Source organism: Stenotrophomonas maltophilia (genome assembly GCF_002799155.1).
Lineage (GTDB): Bacteria > Pseudomonadota > Gammaproteobacteria > Xanthomonadales > Xanthomonadaceae > Stenotrophomonas > Stenotrophomonas maltophilia_R.
Window position 1 is genome coordinate 318,251 of sequence record NZ_NERD01000002.1, and the last position, 23,267, is coordinate 341,517.

The 23,267-nt window shown below is 67.8% G+C and carries 22 protein-coding genes and 1 pseudogene; 11 read left to right on the plus strand and 12 right to left on the minus strand.

Annotated features, from left to right (window positions below):
- Positions 1-50 precede the first annotated feature (50 nt).
- The 3 genes from B9Y82_RS01915 to ahpC form a co-directional block, all read right to left on the minus strand.
- Entirely contained in the window at positions 51-1,013 is a 963-nt protein-coding gene (locus B9Y82_RS01915; protein WP_100471352.1) for a LysR substrate-binding domain-containing protein, read from the minus strand.
- Between the two features lie 85 nt (positions 1,014-1,098).
- The gene (ahpF, locus tag B9Y82_RS01920; protein WP_100471353.1) at positions 1,099-2,691 is read right to left on the minus strand and encodes an alkyl hydroperoxide reductase subunit F; all 1,593 of its coding nucleotides are present in this window, start codon (positions 2,689-2,691) and stop codon (positions 1,099-1,101) included.
- Positions 2,692-2,916: 225 nt separating this feature from the next.
- Positions 2,917-3,480 carry an alkyl hydroperoxide reductase subunit C gene (gene ahpC, locus B9Y82_RS01925; RefSeq protein ID WP_014036055.1) on the minus strand — a complete coding sequence of 188 codons (564 nt, stop codon included), beginning with the start codon at positions 3,478-3,480 and terminating at the stop codon, positions 2,917-2,919.
- 321 nt (positions 3,481-3,801) lie between these two features.
- Between ahpC and prmC the strand changes: the two genes are divergently transcribed.
- On the plus strand, positions 3,802-4,659 hold the full coding sequence (prmC, locus tag B9Y82_RS01930; protein ID WP_100471354.1) for a peptide chain release factor N(5)-glutamine methyltransferase: 858 nt from the start codon (positions 3,802-3,804) through the stop codon (positions 4,657-4,659).
- Between the two features lie 48 nt (positions 4,660-4,707).
- Complete coding sequence (gene pip / locus B9Y82_RS01935) at positions 4,708-5,649, plus strand: prolyl aminopeptidase (protein ID WP_100471355.1); 942 nt, start codon at positions 4,708-4,710, stop codon at positions 5,647-5,649.
- A 63-nt stretch (positions 5,650-5,712) separates the two neighbouring features.
- Here pip and B9Y82_RS01940 read toward each other — a convergent pair whose 3' ends face one another.
- Positions 5,713-6,597 carry a LysR family transcriptional regulator gene (locus tag B9Y82_RS01940; protein ID WP_100471356.1) on the minus strand — a complete coding sequence of 295 codons (885 nt, stop codon included), beginning with the start codon at positions 6,595-6,597 and terminating at the stop codon, positions 5,713-5,715.
- Between the two features lie 105 nt (positions 6,598-6,702).
- Here B9Y82_RS01940 and B9Y82_RS01945 point away from each other — a divergent pair, with 105 nt between their 5' ends.
- Both B9Y82_RS01945 and B9Y82_RS01950 read left to right on the plus strand, forming a co-directional pair.
- Positions 6,703-8,115, plus strand: a complete 1,413-nt coding sequence (locus tag B9Y82_RS01945) for an MFS transporter (protein ID WP_100471357.1) — start codon at positions 6,703-6,705, stop codon at positions 8,113-8,115.
- Positions 8,112-8,783 carry a DUF7716 domain-containing protein gene (locus B9Y82_RS01950; RefSeq protein ID WP_100471358.1) on the plus strand — a complete coding sequence of 224 codons (672 nt, stop codon included), beginning with the start codon at positions 8,112-8,114 and terminating at the stop codon, positions 8,781-8,783. The genes B9Y82_RS01945 and B9Y82_RS01950 overlap by 4 nt, the downstream gene beginning before the upstream one ends.
- 31 nt (positions 8,784-8,814) lie before the next feature.
- Here the strand turns inward: B9Y82_RS01950 and B9Y82_RS01955 are convergent, their stop codons facing one another.
- Genes B9Y82_RS01955 through B9Y82_RS01970 form a run of 4 tightly spaced genes read right to left on the minus strand, consistent with a single transcriptional unit; the run spans position 8,815 to position 11,684 of the window.
- Positions 8,815-9,612 carry an N-formylglutamate amidohydrolase gene (locus B9Y82_RS01955; RefSeq protein WP_100475157.1) on the minus strand — a complete coding sequence of 266 codons (798 nt, stop codon included), beginning with the start codon at positions 9,610-9,612 and terminating at the stop codon, positions 8,815-8,817.
- Positions 9,605-10,159 carry an NUDIX hydrolase gene (locus B9Y82_RS01960; RefSeq protein ID WP_100471359.1) on the minus strand — a complete coding sequence of 185 codons (555 nt, stop codon included), beginning with the start codon at positions 10,157-10,159 and terminating at the stop codon, positions 9,605-9,607. Before B9Y82_RS01960 ends, B9Y82_RS01955 begins: the two co-directional genes overlap by 8 nt.
- Positions 10,156-11,106 (minus strand): 5'-3' exonuclease, encoded by a 951-nt coding sequence (locus B9Y82_RS01965; RefSeq protein ID WP_100471360.1) that lies wholly within the window; start codon positions 11,104-11,106, stop codon positions 10,156-10,158. The genes B9Y82_RS01960 and B9Y82_RS01965 overlap by 4 nt, the downstream gene beginning before the upstream one ends.
- Complete coding sequence (locus B9Y82_RS01970) at positions 11,103-11,684, minus strand: nitroreductase family protein (RefSeq protein WP_100475158.1); 582 nt, start codon at positions 11,682-11,684, stop codon at positions 11,103-11,105. The genes B9Y82_RS01965 and B9Y82_RS01970 overlap by 4 nt, the downstream gene beginning before the upstream one ends.
- A 331-nt stretch (positions 11,685-12,015) precedes the next feature.
- Between B9Y82_RS01970 and B9Y82_RS01975 the strand changes: the two genes are divergently transcribed.
- Together B9Y82_RS01975 and B9Y82_RS01980 are read left to right on the plus strand one after the other, a co-directional pair.
- Complete coding sequence (locus tag B9Y82_RS01975; protein ID WP_100471361.1) at positions 12,016-14,337, plus strand: DUF1631 domain-containing protein; 2,322 nt, start codon at positions 12,016-12,018, stop codon at positions 14,335-14,337.
- Between the two features lie 52 nt (positions 14,338-14,389).
- Positions 14,390-15,469, plus strand: a complete 1,080-nt coding sequence (locus tag B9Y82_RS01980; protein ID WP_100471362.1) for an NAD(P) transhydrogenase subunit alpha — start codon at positions 14,390-14,392, stop codon at positions 15,467-15,469.
- A gap of 61 nt (positions 15,470-15,530) precedes the next feature.
- On the opposite strand, the gene B9Y82_RS01985 is transcribed toward B9Y82_RS01980, so the two are convergent.
- From B9Y82_RS01985 to B9Y82_RS01990, 3 genes and pseudogenes are all read right to left on the minus strand, one after another.
- Positions 15,531-15,992, minus strand: coding sequence for a DUF3106 domain-containing protein (locus tag B9Y82_RS01985; protein ID WP_100471363.1), 462 nt, complete (start codon positions 15,990-15,992; stop codon positions 15,531-15,533).
- A 3-nt stretch (positions 15,993-15,995) separates the two neighbouring features.
- Entirely contained in the window at positions 15,996-16,280 is a 285-nt protein-coding gene (locus B9Y82_RS21040; RefSeq protein WP_428993179.1) for a hypothetical protein, read from the minus strand.
- Positions 16,257-16,814 (minus strand): annotated as a pseudogene (locus tag B9Y82_RS01990) (RNA polymerase sigma factor); the annotation flags it as partial. The pseudogene B9Y82_RS01990 and the gene B9Y82_RS21040, both read right to left, overlap by 24 nt.
- A gap of 97 nt (positions 16,815-16,911) precedes the next feature.
- Between B9Y82_RS01990 and B9Y82_RS01995 the strand changes: the two are divergent.
- Together B9Y82_RS01995 and B9Y82_RS02000 are read left to right on the plus strand one after the other, a co-directional pair.
- Complete coding sequence (locus B9Y82_RS01995) at positions 16,912-17,232, plus strand: NAD(P) transhydrogenase subunit alpha (RefSeq protein WP_005408173.1); 321 nt, start codon at positions 16,912-16,914, stop codon at positions 17,230-17,232.
- On the plus strand, positions 17,229-18,689 hold the full coding sequence (locus tag B9Y82_RS02000; RefSeq protein ID WP_100471365.1) for an NAD(P)(+) transhydrogenase (Re/Si-specific) subunit beta: 1,461 nt from the start codon (positions 17,229-17,231) through the stop codon (positions 18,687-18,689). The genes B9Y82_RS01995 and B9Y82_RS02000 overlap by 4 nt, the downstream gene beginning before the upstream one ends.
- 83 nt (positions 18,690-18,772) lie before the next feature.
- On the opposite strand, the gene B9Y82_RS02005 is transcribed toward B9Y82_RS02000, so the two are convergent.
- Positions 18,773-19,192: a hypothetical protein gene (locus B9Y82_RS02005; RefSeq protein ID WP_100471366.1), complete on the minus strand. Its 420-nt coding sequence runs from the start codon at positions 19,190-19,192 to the stop codon at positions 18,773-18,775.
- A 122-nt stretch (positions 19,193-19,314) separates the two neighbouring features.
- Here B9Y82_RS02005 and sufT point away from each other — a divergent pair, with 122 nt between their 5' ends.
- The 3 genes from sufT to B9Y82_RS02020 all read left to right on the plus strand — a co-directional run bounded on the left by sufT (position 19,315) and on the right by B9Y82_RS02020 (position 23,228).
- Positions 19,315-19,866, plus strand: a complete 552-nt coding sequence (gene sufT, locus B9Y82_RS02010; RefSeq protein WP_005415385.1) for a putative Fe-S cluster assembly protein SufT — start codon at positions 19,315-19,317, stop codon at positions 19,864-19,866.
- A 59-nt stretch (positions 19,867-19,925) separates the two neighbouring features.
- Positions 19,926-21,020 carry a branched-chain amino acid aminotransferase gene (locus B9Y82_RS02015; RefSeq protein ID WP_100471367.1) on the plus strand — a complete coding sequence of 365 codons (1,095 nt, stop codon included), beginning with the start codon at positions 19,926-19,928 and terminating at the stop codon, positions 21,018-21,020.
- 468 nt (positions 21,021-21,488) lie between these two features.
- Complete coding sequence (locus B9Y82_RS02020; protein WP_100471368.1) at positions 21,489-23,228, plus strand: S8 family peptidase; 1,740 nt, start codon at positions 21,489-21,491, stop codon at positions 23,226-23,228.
- The last annotated feature ends 39 nt before the right edge of the window (positions 23,229-23,267 follow it).

Here is a 23,267-nt window from a genome sequence, read left to right on the forward strand (position 1 = left end):
AATGCGGCCGGAATCGACTCCTGCCGATTCCGGGCCGGTGCTGCGGGGGCTCAGCCGTTCAGCGCGGGGCCGGGCAGCGGCGCCGCATCGCTGGCGGCATTGAGCGCTTCCAGGGTAAACAGCGCCTGCGGCAGGCGCTTGAACTGATCGGCCAACTCCATCAGGAAATCGTTCATGGCCGAGCTGCGGCGCCAGACCATGGCGATGCGGCGGCTGGGACGGCCTTCGCCGGTGAAATCGAGCAGGCGGATGTTGTTCGAGCGCGGGACCGGCGGCTGCACCGACAGGCTCGGCAGCAGGGTGATGCCGACGTCGGCAGCGACCATCTGCCGCAGCGTTTCCAGGCTGGTGGCGCGGAACTCGGACTTCTCGTTGGCGCCGAACAGGCGGCAGACTTCCAGTGCCTGGTCGCGCAGGCAATGCCCGTCTTCCAGCAGCAGCAGCTTCTGCGTGGCCAGTTCCTGTACGTCCAGGTGTTCGCGACGGGCCAGCGGGTGGCGCCCGGACACGGCCAGCAGGAACGGCTCTTCGAACAGGAATTCGGCATGCAGCTGGTCATCGATCACCGGCAGCGCCAGCAGCGCAGCGTCGAGCTTGCCTTCGCGCAGGCGGTCCAGCAGCACGTCGCTCTTTTCCTCGACCAGCAGCAGTTCCAGCTCCGGGAAACGCTCGCGGATGCGCGGGATCACATGTGGCAGCAGGTACGGGCCCAGGGTCGGGAAGATCCCCAGGCGCACCGTACCGGCCTCCGGATCGCGGCTGCGTCGCGCCGCTTCCTTCAGCTGTTCCACTTCGGACACGATCACCCGTGCCCGTGCCGCCGCTTCCTGGCCGGCCGGGGTCAGCATCACCTTGCGCGGTGCGCGTTCCACCAGCGGCAGGCCCAGCTCTTCTTCCAGCTTGCGGATCTGCGTCGACAGCGTGGGCTGGCTGACGAAGCAGGAGGCGGCAGCCCGACCGAAATGCTTGTGGTCGGCCAGGGCTACCAGGTACTTCAGATCACGTAGGTTCATCCTTACACCCCAGGGGTAACGGACCGGCTGACGGCATGGTTACCCGACAGGCAGACAATGCTCCCGGTGATCTGGGAACGGTGGATCAGGCCGCTTCAGCAACGGCACCGCTGCTGTTGCTCACCGACGAGCGGATCAGGTGGTCGAACGCGCTCAGTGCGGCGGTCGAACCGGCGCCCATGGCGATGATGATCTGCTTGTAGGGTACCGTCGTGCAATCGCCAGCGGCGAACACGCCCGGCAGATTGGTCTGGCCGCGATCGTCGATGACGACTTCGCCACGCGGCGACAGCGCCACCACATCCTTCAGCCACTCGGTGTTGGGCAGCAGTCCGATCTGCACGAAGATGCCTTCAAGCTCGACGCGGTGGGCGTCGCCACCGACGCGGTCCTTGTAGACCAGGCCGGTGACGCGGCTGCCGTCGCCCAGCACCTCGGTGGTCTGTGCGCTGGTCAGCACGGTGACGTTGGCCAGGCTGCGCAGCTTCTTCTGCAGCACTTCATCGGCGCGCAGGCTGGAATCGAACTCCAGCAGGGTTACATGCGACACGATGCCGGCGAGGTCGATGGCCGCTTCCACGCCGGAGTTGCCGCCACCGATCACCGCCACGCGCTTGCCCTTGAACAGCGGACCATCGCAATGCGGGCAGTAGGCCACGCCCTTGTTGCGGTACTGGTCTTCGCCCGGCACGTTCATCTGCCGCCAGCGCGCGCCGGTGGACAGGATCACCGAGCGCGACTTCAGCACCGCGCCGTTCTCCAGCTGCACCTGCACCAGGCCATCTTCACCGGCCGGCACCAGCGCGCTGGCGCGCTGCAGGTTCATGATGTCCACCTCGTACTCGCGCACGTGCTGTTCCAGCGCCGTGGCCAGCTTCGGGCCTTCGGTCTCCTTTACCGAAATGAAGTTCTCGATCGCCATGGTGTCGAGCACCTGGCCACCGAAGCGCTCGGCGGCGATGCCGGTGCGGATGCCCTTGCGTGCGGCGTAGATCGCTGCCGCCGCGCCGGCCGGGCCACCGCCCACCACCAGCACGTCGAAGGCGTCCTTGGCGGCGATCTTCTCGGCGTCGCGCTTGCTGGCATTGGTGTCCAGCTTGGCTACGATCTGCTCGAGGGTCATGCGGCCCTGGTCGAACACTTCACCGTTGAGGTACACGGTCGGCACCGACATGATCTCGCGCTTCTCGACTTCGTCCTGGAACAGGGCGCCGTCGATGGCCACATGCTGGATGCGCGGGTTGAGCACCGCGGCCAGGTTCAGGGCCTGCACTACGTCCGGGCAGTTCTGGCAGGACAGCGAGAAGTAGGTTTCGAACTTGTATTCGCCTTCCAGGTTCTGCACCTGCTCGATCAGCTCGGCGGTGGCCTTGGACGGGTGGCCGCCGACCTGCAGCAGCGCGAGCACCAGCGAGGTGAACTCGTGGCCCATCGGCAGGCCGGCGAAGGTGAGGTGGATGTCCTGGCCCGGCGTGCCCAGGTCGAAGGACGGCACGCGGCCCTGGCCGTCGCGCAGGACCTGCAGCGAGATCTTGTCCGACAGGCTTTCCAGGGTCTGCAGCAGTTCCAGCATTTCCTGCGACTTGGCGCCGTCGTCGGCGTGCGCGGTGATCTGGATCGGGCGGGTCACGCGCTCCAGATAGGTCTTCAGCTGCGACTGCAGGTTGGCGTCCAACATCGGGTCTTCTCCTGGCTTCAGGCAAACAGGGGGCGTGGCACCGCTGTAGAAGGTAGCGGACCAGCAGGGGGTAGGGGTGAACCCAAGACAGCGACCGTGGAAGGGGCTGGCTGGCCAAGGCGGGCGAGCGTTGGCTGTCTTGGGTTCACCCCCACGCCGGCGGGGGGACCGGCACGGGGATGAAAGGCGCGCCGTGGCGTGGGGCCACGGCAGGCCGGTACTGCTTTAGATCTTGCCGACCAGGTCCAGCGACGGGGTCAGGGTCTTCTCGCCTTCCTTCCACTTGGCCGGGCAGACCTGGTTCGGGTTGGCGGCGGTGAACTGGGCAGCCTTGAGCTTGCGCAGGGTCTCGGCGACGTCACGGGCGATCTCGTTGGAGTGGATCTCCAGGGTCTTGATCACGCCTTCCGGGTTGATGATGAAGGTGCCGCGCAGGGCCAGGCCTTCTTCTTCAATGTGCACGCCAAAGGCGCGGGTCAGCTGGTGGGTCGGGTCGCCGACCAGCGGGAACTGGGCCTTGCCGACGGCCGGCGAGGTTTCGTGCCACACCTTGTGCGAGAAGTGGGTGTCGGTGGTGACGATGTAGACCTCGGCGCCGGCCTTCTTGAACTCGGCGTAGTGGTCAGCGGCGTCTTCGATCTCGGTCGGGCAATTGAAGGTGAAGGCGGCCGGCATGAAGATCAGGACGGACCACTGGCCCTTCAGGCTGTTGTCGGAAACCTTGATGAACTCGCCATTGTGGTAAGCGTTGGCTTCGAACGGCTGGATCTGGGTGTTGATGAGGGACATCATTTTTCCTCTGGTGAAGGGGAGTGGGTGAATCGACAGGAGCTAGGTTACCGATTCGCTCGCGATAAGAACAATCCATTGATTGCATCTATTTGATAGACGTAGGCTATCAAAAGCCGATGAGCAGGCACTGAACCTTGTCGCCCCCGTCCTGCAACTGCCTGTGTGACAAGGAAAATCTTCTGGGACGGTTGAATGGGGCCGATAGCCCCTCCTTATCCCCTCAGGCGGAACCTGAACGGTTTCCGGCTTTTGTAGAGTCGAGCCACGCTCCGGTGCTCCAGAAGCAGCCGAGCGTGGGCTCGGCTCTACAATTGCGGAATGTCTCTGCAACCCGAATCCTCCCTGCGCCAAGTCGTGGCCGAGGCCAGTGCCCGCCTCGGTGGCGTCGACGCCCGCCACGAGGCCGAACTGCTGCTGCTGCACGTGCTGGACCGCCCTCGCAGCTGGCTGTTCGCGCATGCCACCGATCCGCTCGCCACCGCCGACCAGGTCGCCTTCGAAGCCCTGTTGGCCCGCCGCGTGGCTGGCGAGCCGGTGGCCTACCTGACCGGCCGCCGCGGTTTCTGGACGCTGGACCTGGAGGTCGACCCGGCCACGCTGATCCCGCGCCCGGAAACCGAACTGCTGGTGGAGCTCGCGCTGGATCGCCTGCCACAGGGCCGCGCACTGCAGCTGGCCGACCTGGGCACCGGCAGTGGCGCGATCGCGCTGGCCCTGGCCAGCGAACGGCCGCAAGCGCAGGTGCTGGCCACCGATGCCAGCTCCGGTGCGCTGGCCGTGGCCGCGCGCAATGCCGCCCGCCATGAACTGGGCAACGTCCGCTTCGCCGAGGGCGGGCACGACTGGTATGCGCCGCTGCAGGGCGCGCGGTTCGACCTGATCGCCAGCAATCCGCCGTACATCGCCAGTGATGACCCGCACCTGGTACAGGGCGACCTGCGCTTCGAACCGGCCACCGCGCTGGCCTCCGGCGTGGATGGGCTGGATGACATCCGCCGCATCGTCGACGGTGGCCAGGCCCATCTGCTGCCCGGCGGCTGGCTGCTGATCGAGCACGGTTGGGACCAGGGTGCGGCGATCCGCGCGCTGTTCGAGGCCGCGGGTTTTGCGGAGGTGCAGACCGTGCAGGACCTGGAGCAGCGCGACCGGATCACCCTGGGCCGGCGTCCGGCCTAGAATGGAGGTTCTCCTGCCCCGGCAGGGCATCACCCTGGAGCTGCAAGCATGCGTACGCTGTACCCCGCCATCACCCCCTACGACGTAGGCACCCTGAAGGTCGACGATCGCCACACGCTGTACTTCGAACAGTGCGGCAACCCGGACGGCAAGCCGGTGGTGATGTTGCACGGTGGCCCGGGCGGCGGCTGCAGCGACAAGATGCGCCAGTTCCACGACCCGTCGAAGTACCGCATCATCCTGTTCGACCAGCGCGGTGCCGGCCGTTCCACCCCGCACGCCGACCTGGTGGACAACACCACCTGGGACCTCGTCGCCGACATCGAGAAGCTGCGTGAGCATCTGAAGGTGGATCGCTGGCAGGTGTTCGGCGGCAGCTGGGGTTCGACCCTGGCCCTGGCCTATGCCGAAACCCACCCGCAGCGCGTGACCGAACTGGTCCTGCGCGGCATCTTCATGCTGCGCCGCTGGGAGCTGGAATGGTTCTACCAGGAGGGTGCCAACCGCCTGTTCCCGGATGCGTGGGAGCACTATCTGAAGCCGATTCCGGCGGTGGAACGTCATGACCTGATCTCGGCCTTCCACCGCCGCCTGACCAGCGACGACGAAGCCACCCGCCTGGAAGCGGCCAAGGCGTGGGCGGTGTGGGAAGGCGCGACCAGCTTCCTGCACGTCGATGACGACTTCATCAACAGCCACGAAGACCCGCACTTCGCCCTGGCCTTTGCCCGCATCGAGAACCACTACTTCGTCAACGGCGGCTTCTTCGAAGTGGAAGACCAGCTGCTGCGCGACGCGCACCGCATCGCCGACATCCCGGGCGTGATCGTGCACGGCCGCTACGACGTGGTCTGCCCGCTGGCCAACGCCTGGGACCTGACCAAGGTGTGGCCGAAGGCGAAGCTGGAGATCACCCCGGCCTCGGGCCATTCGGCGTTTGAAGCCGAGAACGTGGACGCGTTGGTGCGCGCCACCGATAGCTTCGCCTGATCGATGGTAGTGCCGGCCATTGGCCGGCAACGCCTCAGCGGTGGCGCCGGGCCACGCCCGGCGCTACCACTGCCCTGCCAGCAACGCGTCGGCCAGCACCTGCAGCTTCGGCGAATGCTGGCGCGAGGGCGGGTAGATCAGCGACAGCGCGCGGCTGCGGCCTTCAAACCGCTGCAGCACGCGTTGCAGGCGGCCGTCCGCCAGCGCGTCGGCCACCGCGAAATCCATCACCTGCACGATGCCGATGCCGGCGAACGCCGCTTCCACCAGCGGATCGCCGCTGTCGAACACCATCCGCGTCGGTGGGGTGAACTCACGCAGTTGGCCCTCCTGCACGAACTGCCAATCCACCAGCCGGCCACTGCGCAGGTTGCGCACCGCCAGGCAGGCATGGTCCTGCAGCGCGGTGACATCGTTGGGCGCGCCACAGCGGGCCAGATAGGCGGGGCTGGCCACCGTCACCCAGCGCAGCGGACGCAGCGGGCGTGCGACGATGCGCTGGTCGGCGATGACGCCGGTGCGCAGCGCGGCATCGAAACCTTCCTCGACCAGATCGACCAGGCGGTCGCTGAGCACCGCTTCCACCTGCAGCTGCGGGTGCTGTTGCAGCAACGGCGCCAGCAGCGGCACCAGCACCTTGCGCCCGAACATCGATGGCGCGCTGATCTTCAATGTGCCCGAGGGCGTGCACGGGCGGTCCGCCAATTGCCGCTCGGCATCGTCGAGGCCGGCCAGCAGCGGTGCCACCTGTTCCACGAACTGACGGCCATCCGGCGTCAGCGCCACGTTGCGGGTGTTCCGCTGCAGCAGCTTGACCCCCAGCGACACTTCCAGCCGCCCGATCGCGCGCGACAGGCCGGACTGGCTCAGGCCCAGCTGGCCGGCAGCCACGGTGAAACTGCGGGCTTCGGCCACCTGCACCAGCATGCGCACCGCATTGAGGTCCATCGAGGCTCCATTCATGCGGAAAATCATGACAGATATCGTGGGCATGGGGTTTATTGATTGGTCTGCATCAATGAGACTGCGCTCCCCCACTGCGCCGGACCGCCAATGCATCCCCTCAAATACCCGCGCTGGGCGCTGACCCTGCTGGCCACCGCCCAGCTGATCATCGCCCTGGACGCCACCATCATCTTCGTCGCCCTGCATGACATGGGGCGCGCGCTGCAGATCAACGCGCAGCAGCTGCAATGGGTGGTCAGTGCCTACACCGTGGCCTTCGGCGGCAGCCTGCTGCTGGGCGGGCGCGCCGCCGACCTGATCGGCCGCCGCCGCTTCTACCGGCTGGGCATGCTGCTGTTCGCGCTGGCCTCGCTGCTCGGCGCGCTGGCGCCGGATGCCACCTTGCTGATCATCGCGCGCGCGGCACAGGGCATCGGCGCGGCGCTGCTGTTCCCGGCCACGCTGGCACTGATCAACACGCTGTACGCGGAAGGCCCGGTGCGCAACCGCGCCCTGGCGATCTGGAGCATGGCCAGCGCGGTTGGCCTGGCGCTGGGCACCCTGCTCGGTGGTGTGCTGACCCAGGCGTTCGGCTGGCCGGCGGTGCTGGCGGTGATCGTGCCGCTGGCCACGGCGTGTGCGGTCGCAGCCGGTGCATGGCTACCGGCCGACGGCCCGCGTGCGCATGGCCGTTCGTTCGACCTGGCCGGCTGCATCACCGTCACCCTCGGCGGCAGCCTGCTGGTGACCACGCTGGTGCAGGGCCCGGAATGGGGTTGGACGGCGCCGGCCACGCTCGGCTGCCTGCTGCTGTCGGTGCTGTTGCTGGTGGCGTTCGTGCAGATCGAGCAGCGCAGCCGCGATCCGCTGATGCAGTTCGCGCTGCTGCGCCTGCCGGGCCTGCGTGCCGCGCTGGGCCTGACCTTCGCCTTCATGAGCAGCTACGGCGTGCAGTACTACTTCATGGCGTTGTACTTCCAGGATGGCTATGGCTGGAGCCCGCTGCAGGCCGGCCTGGCCTTCCTGCCCGCCACCGCGGTCTGCACGGTGGGCATCCAGCTGGCCGAATGGACGCTGCAGCGCTGGAGCGCGCGAAAGGTGCTGGTGGTCGGGCAGCTGGCCGGTGCCATCGGTATCGCCTGGGTGGCCGCGACGCTGCCGCACGGCGCGAACTTCTGGCCGCTGCTGCCCGGCGTGGTGGTACTGAGCATCGGCCAGGGCATGACCTGGACCTCGATGTGGATCGTGGCCGGGCAGGGGGTTCCCGCTGCCCAGCAGGGCGTGGCCTCGGGCATGGCGGCCACTGCACAGCAGATCGGCGGCGCGTTGGGCCTGGCGGTGCTGGTGATGGTGGCCAATGCCGATGCGGGTGCCGCCGGCTCGTCGAGTGCACTGGCCGGGCTGGTGCGCGCCGAGTATGGCGCGGCGTTGTTCGCGCTGTTCGGCGTGGTGATCGCGCTGGGCCTGCGCCCGGCACCGGTAGACTCGGCAGTGACCGCTTGCCTGGGCAACGACGCATGATCGAACTGCTGGACCTGCAACAGACCCTGTGCGCCTTTGCGGCCTGCAATGATGACGATGCGGTGTACGCCTCCTTCGGTTGGGTGCATGCCACCGGGGGCGATCTGCTGCAGGCGCGTTTCTGGCTGCCGGCCGATGAAGGCGAGGCATTCGACGACGACGGTGATGTTCCCGCCGAGGCGCGCGCGCTGGGCCTGTCCACCTTTCTTGAACCGGCGACCTTCGCCGACGTGCTCGACGTGCAGAAGCGGCAGCGGCCGCTGTCCACGCTGGCCGACCATGCACGGGCGCTGGCGTACTACGCCGAGTTCGACGCGTTCCGGCAGGTTGAAGGCATCGACGAGGCGCTGGGCGAAGCGGACGCCGGGGAACAGGCGGCGGCGCGCGAGGCCGGCATTGGTGCGGGCATCTTCGCGTCGTTCGATCTGGTGCTGGTCGCGTGCCCGGAGGCACAGGTCAAGGCAGTGGCCCGGCGCGTGGCGCACCTGCTGGAGATTCGGGTGGGCGAGGCGCTGCCGCGCTGTCGTGCGTTGCCGCTGCTGCTGGGCCAGGCACTGGACCGCAAGCGTGCGCAGGCGATCAAGGATGACTTCGCCGCTGTTGGCGCAACGCTGCAGGTGCGCGGCTTCAAGCCGTTCCCGTGGATGGACGCGCCTGCACTGCGTTGAACAACACCATCCACGCCATGCGTGGATGGGATCATGCCAAGGCCAGCAACCCCGGCTGCAATGCGTTGAAGATCCGCGCCAGCCGTTCCGCCCATGCCTGTTGCCCGGTGGCATCGGTGATCAGGTCCTGGCGGATTTCCAGTTCCACATGCACCAGGCCGCGCCCTTCGCCATGCACCGGCACCGCATAGTCGCTGGTACTGCTGACCGAATACGGTTCGTTGTCACCCACCACCAGGTCGCCTTCGTCGCGCAGTGCCTGCAGCAGTGCGTGCGCAAAGCGCGTGTCCTGGTGGTACAGCACGCCGGCGTGCCACGGCCGCTGCATGCCGTTCATGGCCGGGGTGAAGCTGTGCATCATCACCAGCAACGTGGGGCGGCCGGCATCGCGGCGTGCATCAAGTTCGGCGTCGATGCGTGCGTGGTAGGGCGCGTGGATCGCATCGATGCGCTGCTGCCGCTGCGCCACCGACAGCCTGGCATTGCCCGGCACCATGGTGTGGTCGCTCACTTCCGGAATCAGCGTAGGTGAGGCCAGCGGGCGGTTGCAGTCGATCAGCAGCCGCGAGTAGGTCTGTTCGATCGCCCAGGCATCCAGCCGTTCGGCCAATGCGCGGGTGGTGCCGGCAATGCCGATGTCCCATCCGATGTGGCGATCCAGCTCAGGCTGCGCAAGGCCCAGCCTGTCCAGCGCATGCGGCACCTGCTGCCCGGCGTGATCGGCCAGCAGCAGGTACGGCGAGGCGCCCTGTGCGTGGTGGATCGTGTAGATCGGCGGGTCGTCGGCGCCCAGCAACGCCGGCAAGGCGTGGAGGTCGGCGTCAGCCACGCGGGCGCCCGTCAAGGTGGTGCTCGATCATCCACAGGCCGGCCCACAGCTTGGCATCCAGCTCGTAGCCTTCACCCATCTTCTGCACCAGCCAGGCCGCAGCCTCGTCGCGCGGAATCTCGTGCACGGTGATGTCTTCGCTGTCATCGCCGCCGCCTTCGCCGACCCGGCGCAGTCCGGTGGCACGCACGAAGGCGATCTTCTCGCTGCTGGCGCCGGAAGACGTCGGGCCGATCATCAGCACCTCGGCGTGATCGGCGGTCCAGCCGGTTTCTTCTTCCAGCTCGCGCACGGCCGAGACTTCGATCGATTCGCCTGCATCGATGTCACCGACCAGGCCGGCCGGCATCTCGATGGTGGGGGCCTGCAGCGGTACGCGGAACTGCTCGACGAACAGCACCTTGTCCTCCGGGGTGACGGCGATGATGATCGCGGCCAGGCCACCGGCATGGGTACGTTCGCTGTATTCCCAGGTGCCGCGCACCAGCATGCGCTGGTACTTGCCTTCATAGACGACGCGCGGGGCTTCGGTGTTGCGCTGGTTCATGCGGGTTCGCCGGAATGGGAAAAAGAGGGAGTGGGAACGGGGTCGGCCACGCCAGCGGCATCGAACAGCCGGCGGCGGGTCATCGGGCCGAAGCGCAGGGTCTGGCACAGGCCACCGAGCAGCTCCGGATCGGCCGACTGGCGCAGCAGCCCAGGCTGGCTGCCTTCCAGCGGCGCATCCAGCGCGATGGTGGTCAGCTGGCGCCAGAGCTGCGCGTGCTCGCGCTGTTCGCGCAGGCGCACCGCCATCTGTGCGGCGCCGCGCAGGCGCAGGAACGGCACTTCGTCCAGGCGTTCGTACAGTGCATCCATGCTGCCGAAGTGGGCCAGCAGCACGGCGGCGGACTTGCTGCCGACACCACTGACACCAGGAATGTTGTCCACCGCATCGCCGCACAGCGCCAGGTAGTCGGCAATCTGGTGCGCGTGCACGCCGTGCCGTGCCTTGACGCCGGCCACGTCCCAGCGCTGGTTGCGGGCGTAGTCCCACTGCTCGTCGTGGTCGAGCAGCAACTGCGACAGGTCCTTGTCGGCGGAGATGATCACCCCGCGATGGCTGCCGCGGTGCACGTGCAGGGCGCTGCCGATCAGGTCGTCGGCCTCGTATTCGTGGTGGGCCAGCACGGCAAGGCCCAACGCCGCGCACAGGGCCTTGCAGTGCACGAACTGGCGCTTGAGCGCCTCCGGCGCCGGATCGCGGTTGGCCTTGTAGGCCGGATACAGCCGGTGGCGGAAGCCGCTGTCCAGCGCTTCGTCGAAGGCGATGGCGATATGCCGCGGTCGCTCGCGCTCCAGCAGGTCCAGCAGGAAGCGGGCGAAGCCGTGCACTGCATTGGTCGGCCAGCCCTGGGCGTCCTGGAACTGGTCCGGCAGCGAGTGCCAGGCGCGGAACACGTAGATGCTGGCGTCGACCAGGTACAGCGACGGCGGCGGAGCCGGCAGGGTCATGCCGGCGGCGTCCAGTCCCGCAGCAGGGCTGCGGGGTCGGGGCGCTCGCGCTCGGGCACGTCGGCCTTGGGCGTACCGATGTGGATGAAGCCGGCAATGCGTTCGCCGTCGACCAGGCCCAGATGGGCCTGCACGACCGGATCGAAGGCCATCCAGGCAGTCAGCCACTGCGCGCCGAAGCCCAGCGCCTGCGCGGCCTGCAGCAGGGCGAAGCAGACGCAGCCGGCGGTCATCAGCTGTTCCTGTTCGGGCACCTTCGGGTCCGGGCGCGGGCTGGCGACCACCACGATCACCAGCGGGGCGTGGCTGAAACGCTGGCGGTCCTTCTCGAATACGGCCTCGCCGGCATGCGGGTCGCGCTGGCGGCTGCGTTCGGCCAGGAAGTCGCCCAGAGTGTGACGTGCATCGCCGGCGATTTTCAGGAAGCGGAACGGCACGCGCTTGCCGTGGTCGGGCACGCGCACCGCCGAGGCCAGCATCCGCTGCAGGGTGGCCAGGTCCGGTCCGGGCTCGCCCAGTTGCCGCGAGGGCACCGAGCGGCGGGCATCCAGGGCGAGCAGGGCAGCGGGGTCGGGCATGGAGTCTGAACCGGTCATCACGGGTGGTTGATTATAGTCGGGGTGGTCAATGACGCCGTTTGTGTCGCGTCCGGCCCCTGAATACCAAACTGTGATGAACATCATGCCACTGGCGGGAAACGGGCAGCCGCTTCCCCTCGCCTCGTGGGCCTTGCACGGCTTACGATATCCGTCTTGCCGGGCCGCCGGTCATGAGGTTTGAAGTGAGGACTGTTTCACTGTCCGTGACGGGCTGGCCGGCCTACCATCGACGTTCCGGTACATGGGGTGTGCCGGTCGTCGCGATGTCCATGCTGTCTGTCGTGCCAGAGAAGGTGGGGAGCCTTCCCGAATGATGAGCGTGCCCACACCGATGGGATCGCCGGGCCGTGACCCGGCCCAGCTCCAGCTTGCCCGGGACATGGTCCTGCCCGCGCTGTGCCAGGCGTTCGGGGCCGCGCTGGCGCGTTTCGACGATGCCCTGTTCGACCGCGCCGGCAATGCCGGCTCGTCGCAGTTGCTGTTTCTGGACGCGATGCGCGAACTGCGCCGCCGCCGTGAAGATATCGCTGCCGCCTTCGCCGGCCACCTGCAGCAGGCCTGGGCCGCATTGGCGGCCGGTGAGCCGCTGTCGGCCGAGGCGACCCTGTCCGGGCCGGCCGAGGATGGCCTGAGCCTGCTGGCCGAGCACGTACTGGAATCGCGGTTGGCAGTGCGCAATTTCGCCACCGTGCTGCTGCGCGACTTCAAGCCGGTGCTGGCGCGGCTGGACCGCCGCCTGGGGCGGTTGATCGGCGGCGCGGAGCTGGACGCCGACCACAATCCGATCAGCCCCGAACACCTGGGCGTGGCCATTCACGAGGCCTTTGCCGGCTGCGAACTGGCGCCGGAAGTGCATCTGGTACTGATCAAGCTGTGCGAGCGCGACCTGCGCGCACCGGTCGGCCGCATCTACGAGAAACTGGACGAGCAGCTGGCCGCGGCCGGGGTGATGTCGCAGATGGGCGCGCCGCAGCGCCCACTGTCGGCGGCGCCCGATCCGCGCATGGCCGGGGTGCTTGACGATCTGGTCGAGCAACGCCAGGGCACCGGCTTCGATGCCGGATTCAGCGATGACGAACAGGCCGCACCGGCCTGGGCGCAGCGTTTTGCCGCGCGCTGGTCCGAGCGCCGCGGCCACATGCAGCAACACCTGGGCGGCGAAGAAGGTGGTGCTGGCGAGGCCTACGCAGGCCAGCAGGGCATGCTGCTGGAAGCGCTGCATGAACTGCTGCAGCAGACCCGTCACGTGCGTGAGGACGCGACGTCGGCTGCACAGGTGGCGATCGGCCAGCAGCGTCCGCTCAGCCAGCGCGAAATGATGTCGGTGCTGTCGCTGCTGCAGGCCACGCCCAGTGCGACGCTGCGTGCAGCCATCGGCGAGGACGGTGAATCGCTGGCACAACGGCTGAAAAGCGAAGTGCTGTCCAGCGCCACCCAGCTGGGCGTGGACCCTGGCCAGACCCGCCTGGACCCGCAGGACGAGGATGCGATCGACCTGGTCGGCATGCTGTTCGACGTGATGCTGGATGAACGTGAACTGGAAGGCCGCTCGCGCGAACTGATCGGCCGCCTGGTGGTGCCTTTCGTCAAGGTGGCCATGCTCGACCGCCGCATGTTCGTGCAGAAGACCCATCCGGCGCGCAAGTTGCTCAACTCGCTGGCCGAGGCCTGCGAGGGCAACACCGGCGAGAGCCAGGCCGAGCGCATGCTGATGGCCAAGGTCGAGGAGATCATCGAGCGCCTGGTGGCAGAGTTCAACGAGAACCTGGCGATCTTCCTGACCCTGGAAGAAGAATTCCGCGAGTTCCTGGTGCAGCACCGCCGCCGCGTGGAAATCGCCGAGCGCCGGGCCGCGGAAACGCAGCGCGGGCAGGAAAAGCTGGAAATGGCCCGCAGCCGGGCCAGTGCGGAACTGGACCGCCGCATCGGCGACGCCACCCTGCCGCCGGCCATAGCCGAGTTCCTGCGCCAGCCGTGGCAGCACCACCTGACCCTGGCGCTGCTGCGCGAGGGCGAAGAAGGCGCATCGGTGGCCGAGGCATTGAGCCTTGGCGATGGCCTTCTGGAGGAAGTGGCCGAGGCCCGCCGCCAGATCGTCGGCAAGCCGTGGCTGCAGGCCTGGCAGCCGGTGCTGGCCAAGGTATTTGCCAGCGTCGGCGTGCACGGCGATGCGGCCACCGGTGCGATCGACGCCTTGCATGACACGCTGCAGGGCATCGCCGAGTCGCGGCCGGAACTGCAGCGTGCGCTGCCCGAGCTGCCGCAGGTCGCGCTGCCGGCACCGCCGGTGGCCGAGTCGCCGGCGGTGGAACTGGGTGGCCAGATTGACGCTGATGACTTCGACAACGCCGATGCCGACCGCTTCCGCCGCATGGAAATCGGCAACTGGCTGGACTTCGTCGACAAGGACGGCAAGGTCCAGGCGGGCAAGCTGTCCTGGGTCAGCCCGATTTCCTCGCGCCTGCTGTTCGTCAACCGTCGCGGCGTGCGCTTCTGCGTGGCCTCGCCGGAAGAGCTGGCGGTGATGGTGCGGCTGGGCCGCCTGCGTGCCCACGTTGACGATGGCGCCTTCGACAGCGCCATGCAGGGCGTGATCGACCGCCTCGACCCGGGCAGCGCCACCCTGCACTGAGCGCTGGCCGCCTGCTAGGATCGGGAAAACTCACCGATCAGCGGGGACCTGCATGGCCGTGGCGTTGCTGGGGATCAAGGAGACCGCGCCGGGTGAACGGCGCGTGGCGTTGACGCCGGAAACCGCGCGCAAGCTCGGTGCCCTCGGCATTACGGTCTGGTACGAGGCCGGCGCCGGCCTGGCCGCCGGCTTCACCGATGCCGCCTATGACGATGCCGGCGCACGTGTCTTCGACGCGGGCCGCTGGGCCGAGATCGATATCCTGCTGTGCGTGCAGGCGCCCCCTGCAGCGGCGCTGGAGCAGCTTCGGTCCGGTGCCAGCGTGGTCGGCTTGCTGGCCCCGGCCAACGATCCGGCGCTGGCCGCGCTGGCGGTCGATGATCGCCTGCAGCTGTTCCCGCTGCAGCAGCTGCCGCGCACCACCCGAGCGCAGGCGATGGATGTACTCAGTTCGCAGGCCGGCATGGCCGGCTACAAGGCCGCGCTGATCGCCGCCGAACGTGCGCCGCGCTTCTTCCCGATGCTGACCACCGCTGCCGGCACCGTGCGGCCGGCCAAGGTGCTGGTGATCGGTGCCGGCGTGGCGGGCCTGCAGGCCATCGCCACCGCACGTCGCCTCGGTGCCCAGGTGGAAGGCTTTGACGTGCGCCCGGAAACCCGCGAGCAGATCCAGTCGCTGGGCGCGCGCTTCCTCGACCTCGGGGTCAGCGCGGCGGGCGAGGGCGGTTATGCGCGGGCGCTGACCGATGAGGAGCGCGCCGAGCAGCAGCGTCGGCTGGCCGACCACCTGCGCAGCATGGACGTGGTGATCTGCACGGCCGCAGTGCCGGGCCGCCCGGCGCCGACCATCGTGACCGCCGCAATGGTGGAGGGCATGGCCACCGGCAGCGTGATCGTCGACCTGGCGGCCGAAAGTGGCGGCAACTGCGCACTGACCCAGCCCGGGCAGTGCATCGAACACCAGGGCGTGACCATCGATGGCCCGCTGGGCCTGGCCAGTCGCGGTGCGACCCAGGCCAGTGAGATGTATGCGCGCAACCTGCTCAACTTCGTTGCGCTGTTCGTGCGCGAGGGGCAGCTCGGTTTCGACTGGGAAGACGAACTGCTGACGAAGACGCGCTGGCGGGCGTGAGTGACATGGGGTCAGATCCCTTTGCCTCTGGCAAAGGGATCTGACCCCCTACCCCGAAGGCTTACCGCGGCTTTGCCGGCGGCGGGTTGTCGCGTACCCAGTCCCGGCGCTGTTCCGGCGTCATCTGCGACCAGCGCTCGCGCAATGCATCGCGCTGCGCGGGGGACAGATCCCGCATCTGACCGAACAGTGCACGCGCCTGCGCGCGCTGTTCGGGGCTCATGTGCTCGAAGCGGCGCAGGCCGCGGCGGGCCTTGTCGCGCTCCTCCGGGCTCATCGATTGCCAGCGTTGGCCGTGTGACAGCATCCGCTGGCGCTGGCCGGCATCGGCGCTGTTCCAGCGGTCGCGCAGCGGCGCCAGCAGGGATTCGCGCTGGGATTGGCTCAGTTGCTCCCACGCAGGCAACGGCGCGGCCGGTGCGGGGCGTGCGGCAGGGGCGGGCGTGGTGTTCTGCGCCAGCGCCGGGAAGGCCGGCAGCAGCGCCAGGGTCAACAGCAGTGGCAGGGTAGGCAGTCGGGACATGATTTACTCCATCGCCAGGTCGGTATCGCCCAGCCACAGGTACAGATCGGGATTCTCGTCGTAGAGCGCGCCGTTGTCTTCCACTGAAGCAAGCACGGGGGCCGGCGCCGGACCGGCAAGCGTGCCATGGCCGGTGAACTGCAGGCCGATGCCCAGTGCCACGACCAGTGAACAGGCGCTGGCCAGCCACCAGCGCCAGCGTCCGCGATGGGCGGCCGTGGCGCCGTGGCGTGCCTGGCGCAGCCGTGCCAGCGTGGCCGGCGACAGCGCCTGCCGGGCGCGTGCCAGATGGGTTTTTACCGCGCCTTCGCTGCAGCCCATGGCGCGGGCAGTGGTGGCGCCGTCCAGGTCCTGCAGCACGCGCAGGGTGAAGGCCTCGCGCTGGCGGGCGGGCAGGGTGCGCAATGCGTCCACCAGCTGCTGGTACTGCTGGCGTTGCTCATGCGCCTGCGCCGGGTCAGGGCCGGGGTCGGCCCAGTCGATCGCGCTGCCCTCGGCGTCCTGGTTGTCGCGCCAGAACGGCAGGCGGAAGCGGCGCCGGCGCTGCACGTCGATCACCCGGCGGCGCAGGATGCTCCAGAACAGCGGCGCCCATTCGGCCGCCGGCTTGTCGGCGTAGTCCAGCATGCGCAGCAGCGCGTCCTGCACTGCATCCATGGCGTCTTCGCGCTGGCGCAGGCCGGCCTCGGCGAAGCGGAACGCACGCGGGCCGACGCTGGCCAGGAACGCCTCCAGCGATGCCGGCAGGGCATCGGTTTCGGCGCTCGGGGGGACGGGGCTGCTCACCAGCACAGGGTACGGTTCCTCGCTCGGGGTCACCATCGACAACGCGTGAGCGTCGTCGCGGTTGACGCCGGGTGCGCACGGGTTCAGCCCGTGGTTATGATGGGGCGACGAAGACGGAGCGGGAGCGTTGCCAGTGAGTGACGGGTTCGTGGCGCTGTACATCTTCATGCTGGCGGCCATCGCCGGCCATGTGATCATTTCGCGGGTGCCGGTGATCCTGCACACCCCGCTGATGTCGGGCTCCAACTTCATCCACGGCATCGTGCTGATCGGCGCGATGGTGGTGCTGGGGCACGCGCAGACGCCGCTGGAAAAGGCGCTGGGCTTCCTTGCCGTGGTGCTCGGCGCCGGCAACGCCGCCGGTGGCTACGTGGTCACCGCGCGCATGCTGGAAATGTTCAAGCCGAGCGCGCCCAAGGGCGGCAAGGACGAACCGAAGGAGCCGCAGGCTTGAACATCAGCACCGTCGAACTGCTCGATTGGCTGGTCAAGGCCAGCTACCTCGTTGCCGCCACGCTGTTCCTGCTCGGCCTGCAGCGCATGGCCTCGCCACTGACCGCGCGCAGCGGCATCCGCTGGGCCGGGCTGGGCATGCTGCTGGCCACCGCGGCGACCTTCTTCCTGCCCGAACTGCACAACGTGCCGCTGATCCTGGTGGCACTGCTGCTGGGCGCGGGCCTGGCCTGGTGGTCGGCCGGCAAGGTCGCCATCACGGACATGCCGCAGATGGTGGCGCTGTACAACGGCATGGGCGGTGGCTCGGCAGCGGCGATCGGTGCGGTGGAACTGCTGCGTTATGCCTTCCTGGCCAACCGCGATACCAGCCACTGGAGTGCACAGGCGCTGGCCGACCTGGCCGCACGCCAGCCGTCGGGCACCGTGCTGCTGCTGGCCGTGGTGGGCGCGGCAATCGGTGCGGTGTCGCTGTCCGGCTCGGTGATCGCCTGGGCCAAGCTGGATGGCCGCCTGGACAAGCGTGTGACCTGGCCCGGCCAGCAGGTGATGAACCTGCTGGTGGCACTGGCGGTGGTGGTGCTGGCGATCATCGCGGCCAGCACGCTCGATACCTGGGCGATCGTGGCCTTCTTCGTGCTGGCGCTGGCACTGGGCGTGCTGATGACGTTGCCGATCGGTGGCGCCGACATGCCGGTGGTGATCTCGCTGTACAACGCGTTCACCGGCCTGGCGGTGTCGTTCGAGGGCTACGTGCTGGGCAACGAGGCGCTGATCATCGCCGGCATGATGGTCGGCGCGGCCGGCATCCTGCTGACCCGGCTGATGGCCAAGGCGATGAACCGCCCGATCCGCAACGTGCTGTTCTCCAATTTCGGCGGTGGTGCCGGCGGCGAGGCGCAGGCGATCACCGGTTCGCAGAAGCCGATTGAAGCGTCGGACGTGGCCGCGATGATGGCCTACGCCGAACGCGTGGTGGTCGTGCCCGGCTACGGCATGGCCGTGGCGCAGGCCCAGCACAAGATCTGGGAGCTGGCGCAGCGGCTCGGCCAGCGCGGGGTGAAGGTGAAGTTCGCCATCCACCCGGTGGCCGGACGCATGCCCGGGCACATGAACGTACTGCTGGCCGAGGCCGGTGTGCCCTACGACCTGATCGCCGACATGGATGACATCAACCCGGAATTCGCCACCACCGACGTGGTGCTGGTGATCGGTGCCAACGACGTGGTCAATCCGGTGGCACGCACCGACCCGGCCAGCCCGATCTACGGCATGCCGGTGCTGGATGTGGTCAACGCGCGCAACGTGGTGGTGATCAAGCGCGGCAAGGGCACCGGCTTCGCTGGTATCGAGAATGCGCTGTTCTACGCTGACAATACCCGCATGCTGTACGGCGACGGCGCCGAAGCGGCCGCATCGCTGGTGAGCGAGCTGAAGGCGCTCGACGGCGGGCATTGAGGGACGGGGTCGGATCCCTTTCCATGGGAAAGGGCTCTGACCCCGGAACCGTTCCGATCCACGCGTGGCGTGGATCTACGCGCTCAGCGCGCCAGCCAGGCGCCCACGCCCACGCCCACCGCCAGCCACAGCCATTCCATCGCGCCATTGGCCAGGGTGATCAGGGTCCAGGCCAGGTGCGGACCCATCCGCATCGTAGCGTCCCACAGGTCCAGGCCGATCGAGCCGCCCATCCAGGCGCTGGCGATGGCCCAGTTGGCCACGGCGGCCACCAGCAGGGTGCCCAGCACGACCAGGGCGACACGCAAGCGGCCCGGGCCCAGGGTGCCCAGGCGCAGCATGAACACCAGTTCCAGGGCGGACAGTACCGCCATCCAGCCGACCTGTCGGCCGGTCATCAGCGCCAGGACCATCCAGGCGAGGGGAGCAACAAGCAGGCCCAGCAACAGCATGAGGGGCCAGAGCCAGGTGACGGTCCTGGCACGCGCGGCATTGGAGGACATTGAAGCTCCCTGAAGATCAACCACAGGATACTGTGGTTTGCCGCAGTGCACCGGCGGTGCCGGGGCGGCTGGGCTAGAATGCCGTCTTGCGTGGCCCCGGCCACGGCCCCATATCGGTCCCCATGTATTCCCGTAGCAGCGAACCTGTCCACTTCGAACGCGATTGCGAGGCCGTGATGGTCCCGCAGGGCGACACCGTGACCCTGCCTGCCGGCAGCTATGGGTACATCACCCAGGCGCTGGGCGGCAGTTATTCGGTGTTCGTCGAGGGCAACCTGTTCCGCATCGCCGGCAAGGACGGCGACGCCATCGGCAAGGAGGCGCCGGCACCGCTGGAACTGCCGGCCGATGCCACTGATGAACAGGTGGAACAGCTGGTGTGGCAGCAACTGCGCACCTGTTTCGACCCGGAAATCCCGGTGAACATCGTTGAACTGGGCCTGGTCTATGAAGTGGAGATCAAGCACCTCGACGAAGGCAAGCGCGAAATCGACGTGAAGATGACCCTGACCGCTCCGGGCTGCGGCATGGGCGAGATCCTGGTCGACGACGTGCGCAGCAAGCTCGAAATGATCCCGACGGTGGCCGAGGCCGACGTCGACCTGGTGTTCGACCCGCCGTGGAACCAGCACATGATGTCCGAGGCGGCACGGCTCGAGACCGGCATGCTTTGACCCAGGGCCCGCAGTGACGCGGGCCCGGCACTACCCGCAACCAGAACAGGAATCCTCCGGTGTCCCAGTCCATTCCCAGCTTCGCCGTCACCCGTTCGGACCACCCGCGCAGCGCTGAAGAGCGCGCCAAGATCCTGGAGAAGCCGGGCTTCGGCCTGCACTTCACCGACCACATGGTGGAAGTGCGCTGGGACAAGGACACTGGCTGGCACAACGCCAATGTGCGCGCTTACGGCCCGCTGCAGCTGGACCCGGCCGCAGCCGTGCTGCACTACGGCCAGGAAATCTTCGAAGGCATCAAGGCCTACCGCCATGCCGACGGTTCGATCTGGACCTTCCGCCCGGATGCCAACGGCCGTCGCCTGCAGCGTTCGGCGCAGCGCCTGGCGCTGCCGGAACTGCCGGTGGAGATCTTCGTTGAATCGCTGAAGCAGCTGATCGCCGTTGACAGCGACTGGGTGCCGTCGGCCGATGAGTCGAGCCTGTACTTCCGTCCGTTCATGATCGGCGACGAAGCCTTCCTCGGCGTGCGCGGCGCGCACAAGGCCGGCTACTACGTCATCGCCAGCCCGGCCGGCCCGTACTTCGCCAAGGGCGTTGCGCCGGTGTCGATCTGGCTGTCCACCGAATACGCACGTGCAGCCAAGGGCGGCACGGGTGCCGCCAAGTGTGGTGGCAACTACGCGGCCTCGCTGCTGCCGCAGCAGAAGGCACAGGCACAGGGCTGCTCGCAGGTGCTGTTCCTCGACCCGGTCGAAGGCAAGTACCTGGAAGAACTGGGTGGCATGAACGTGTTCCTGGTCTACAAGGACGGCACGCTGGTGACCCCGGAACTGTCCGGCAGCATCCTCGAGGGCATCACCCGCGAGAGCATCCTGCAGCTGGCGCGCGACCGCGGGATGAAGGTCGAAGAGCGCAAGGTGAGCATCGACGAGTGGAAGGACGGCGTCGCCTCCGGTGCCATCACCGAAGTGTTTGCCTGTGGCACCGCGGCAGTGGTCACCCCGATCGGCCAGCTGAAGGGCGAGGGCTTCTCGGTGGGCGACATCAACGCACCGGCCGGCGAAGTAACCATGTCGCTGCGCAAGGAACTGACCGACATCCAGTACGGCCGCCTGCCGGACCGCCACAACTGGCTGGTCAAGCTGGGCTGATCGCCCGCGCCGAACTGTAGCGTCGAGCCATGCTCGACTGCTCTTCTGGAAAGCCCGTCCCCGTGACGGGCTTTCTGCGTTTTGGTCAGGTGGCTGGGGTCAGATCCCTTTTCCCTGGGAAAAGGGATCTGACCCCGGCTCCGACCCCGGATCAGCGGACGCCGATGTCGGCAAAGTCATTGCAGGACACGTGATGACCCAGTCAGGTGCGTGCAGGCCGCGAGAAAGTTCCTTCACCTTCACAAACCCTCGACCCGAGAAGTCTCAGAACGAACATTTCATCTTGCTGAAAAGACGCTGAAAATCTTGTGGTGTCCGGTTTTGGTCATTAGCGTCATCTGCACGGCGGATCGATAGGGGGATCCGCTGACTCGCCGGACTTCGAACCTCGCCAACGCAAGCCAGCCCATGGTTCGGGCCGGTGCTTCTGCCGATTCCGGCATTCACACCACTAGAAAGGGAAATACGATGTCCCAGGTAACGCAACCGCGTGTGCGTCGAGTGTGGGTGGTCCTTGGTGCGTCCGTTCTGTCATCGCTGCTGCTGGCCACGCCTGCGCTGGCCGGTGACGTCCAGCTCAGCGGCCTGCAGTCCGCGCCGACGCACCAGCGCTTCATCGTGAAGTACCGTGACGGCAGTGCGCCGGTGGCCAACACCACCGCATTGGCCTCTTCGCTGAAGAGTGCCGCCGCCGGCCTGGCCAGCAGCCAGGGCCGCGCGCTGGGCCTGCAGGAGGTCCGCAAGCTGGCCATCGGCCCGACCGTGGTCAGGACCGACCGCCCGCTGGACCAGGCCGAATCCGAGCTGCTGATGCGCAAGCTCGCTGCCGACCCGAACGTGGAATACGTTGAAGTCGACCAGATCATGCGCGCGACGCTGACCCCGAACGACACCCGCTTCAGTGAGCAGTGGGGCTTCGGTACCTCCAACGCGTCGATCAACGTACGGCCGGCCTGGGACAAGGCAACCGGCACCGGCGTGGTGGTGGCCGTGATCGATACCGGCATCACCAACCATCCCGATCTCAACGCCAACATCCTGCCCGGCTATGACTTCATCAGCGACGCCGCGATGGCGCGCGATGGCGGCGGTCGCGACAACAACCCGAATGACGAGGGCGACTGGTACGGCGCCAACGAGTGCGGCTCGGGCATTCCGGCCTCCAACTCCAGCTGGCACGGTACCCACGTCGCCGGCACGGTGGCGGCAGTGACCAACAACAGCACCGGCGTGGCAGGCACGGCGTTCAACGCCAAGGTCGTCCCGGTGCGTGTGCTGGGCAAGTGTGGCGGTTACACCTCCGACATCGCCGACGCGATCGTGTGGGCCTCCGGCGGCACCGTCAGTGGCGTGCCGGCCAATGCCAACCCGGCCGAAGTCATCAACATGTCGCTGGGCGGCGGCGGCTCCTGCTCGACCACCTACCAGAACGCGATCAACGGCGCGGTCGGCCGTGGTACCACCGTGGTGGTCGCCGCCGGCAACAGCAACACCAACGTGTCCTCGTCGGTGCCGGCCAACTGCCCGAACGTGATCGCGGTGGCAGCCACGACCTCGGCCGGTGCGCGTGCCAGCTTCTCCAACTATGGTTCCGGCATCGACATTTCCGGTCCGGGCCAGAGCATCCTGTCCACCCTCAACACCGGCACCACCACGCCGGGTAGCGCCACCTATGCGTCCTACAATGGCACCTCGATGGCGGCACCGCATGTGGCCGGCGTGGTTGCACTGATGCAATCGGTGGCGCCGAGCCCGCTGAGTCCGGCGCAGGTCGAAAGCATCATCAAGAGCACCGCACGGCCGCTGCCGGGCGCCTGCTCGGGTGGCTGCGGCGCCGGCATCGTCGACGCCAATGCGGCCGTGGCTGCAGCGATCAATGGCGGTGGTACGAACCCGGGCGGCAACGTGCTGCAGAACAACGTGCCGGTGACCGGCCTGGGCGCTGCCAGCGGCGCTTCGCTGAGTTACACCGTGAACGTTCCGGCCGGCAGCACCCAGCTGCGCGTGGCGATCAGTGGCGGCAGCGGTGATGCCGACCTGTACGTGCGCCAGGGCAGTGCCCCGACCGATACCAGCTACACCTGCCGTCCGTACCTGAGCGGCAACAGCGAAACCTGCACCATCAACAGCCCCGCCGCCGGCACCTGGTATGTGCGGGTGAAGGCCTACAGCACCTTCTCGGGCCTGACCCTCAACGCCCAGTACTGAGCCCAAGTCCCTCTCCAAGGGCACGCCCTGGCTTCGGCC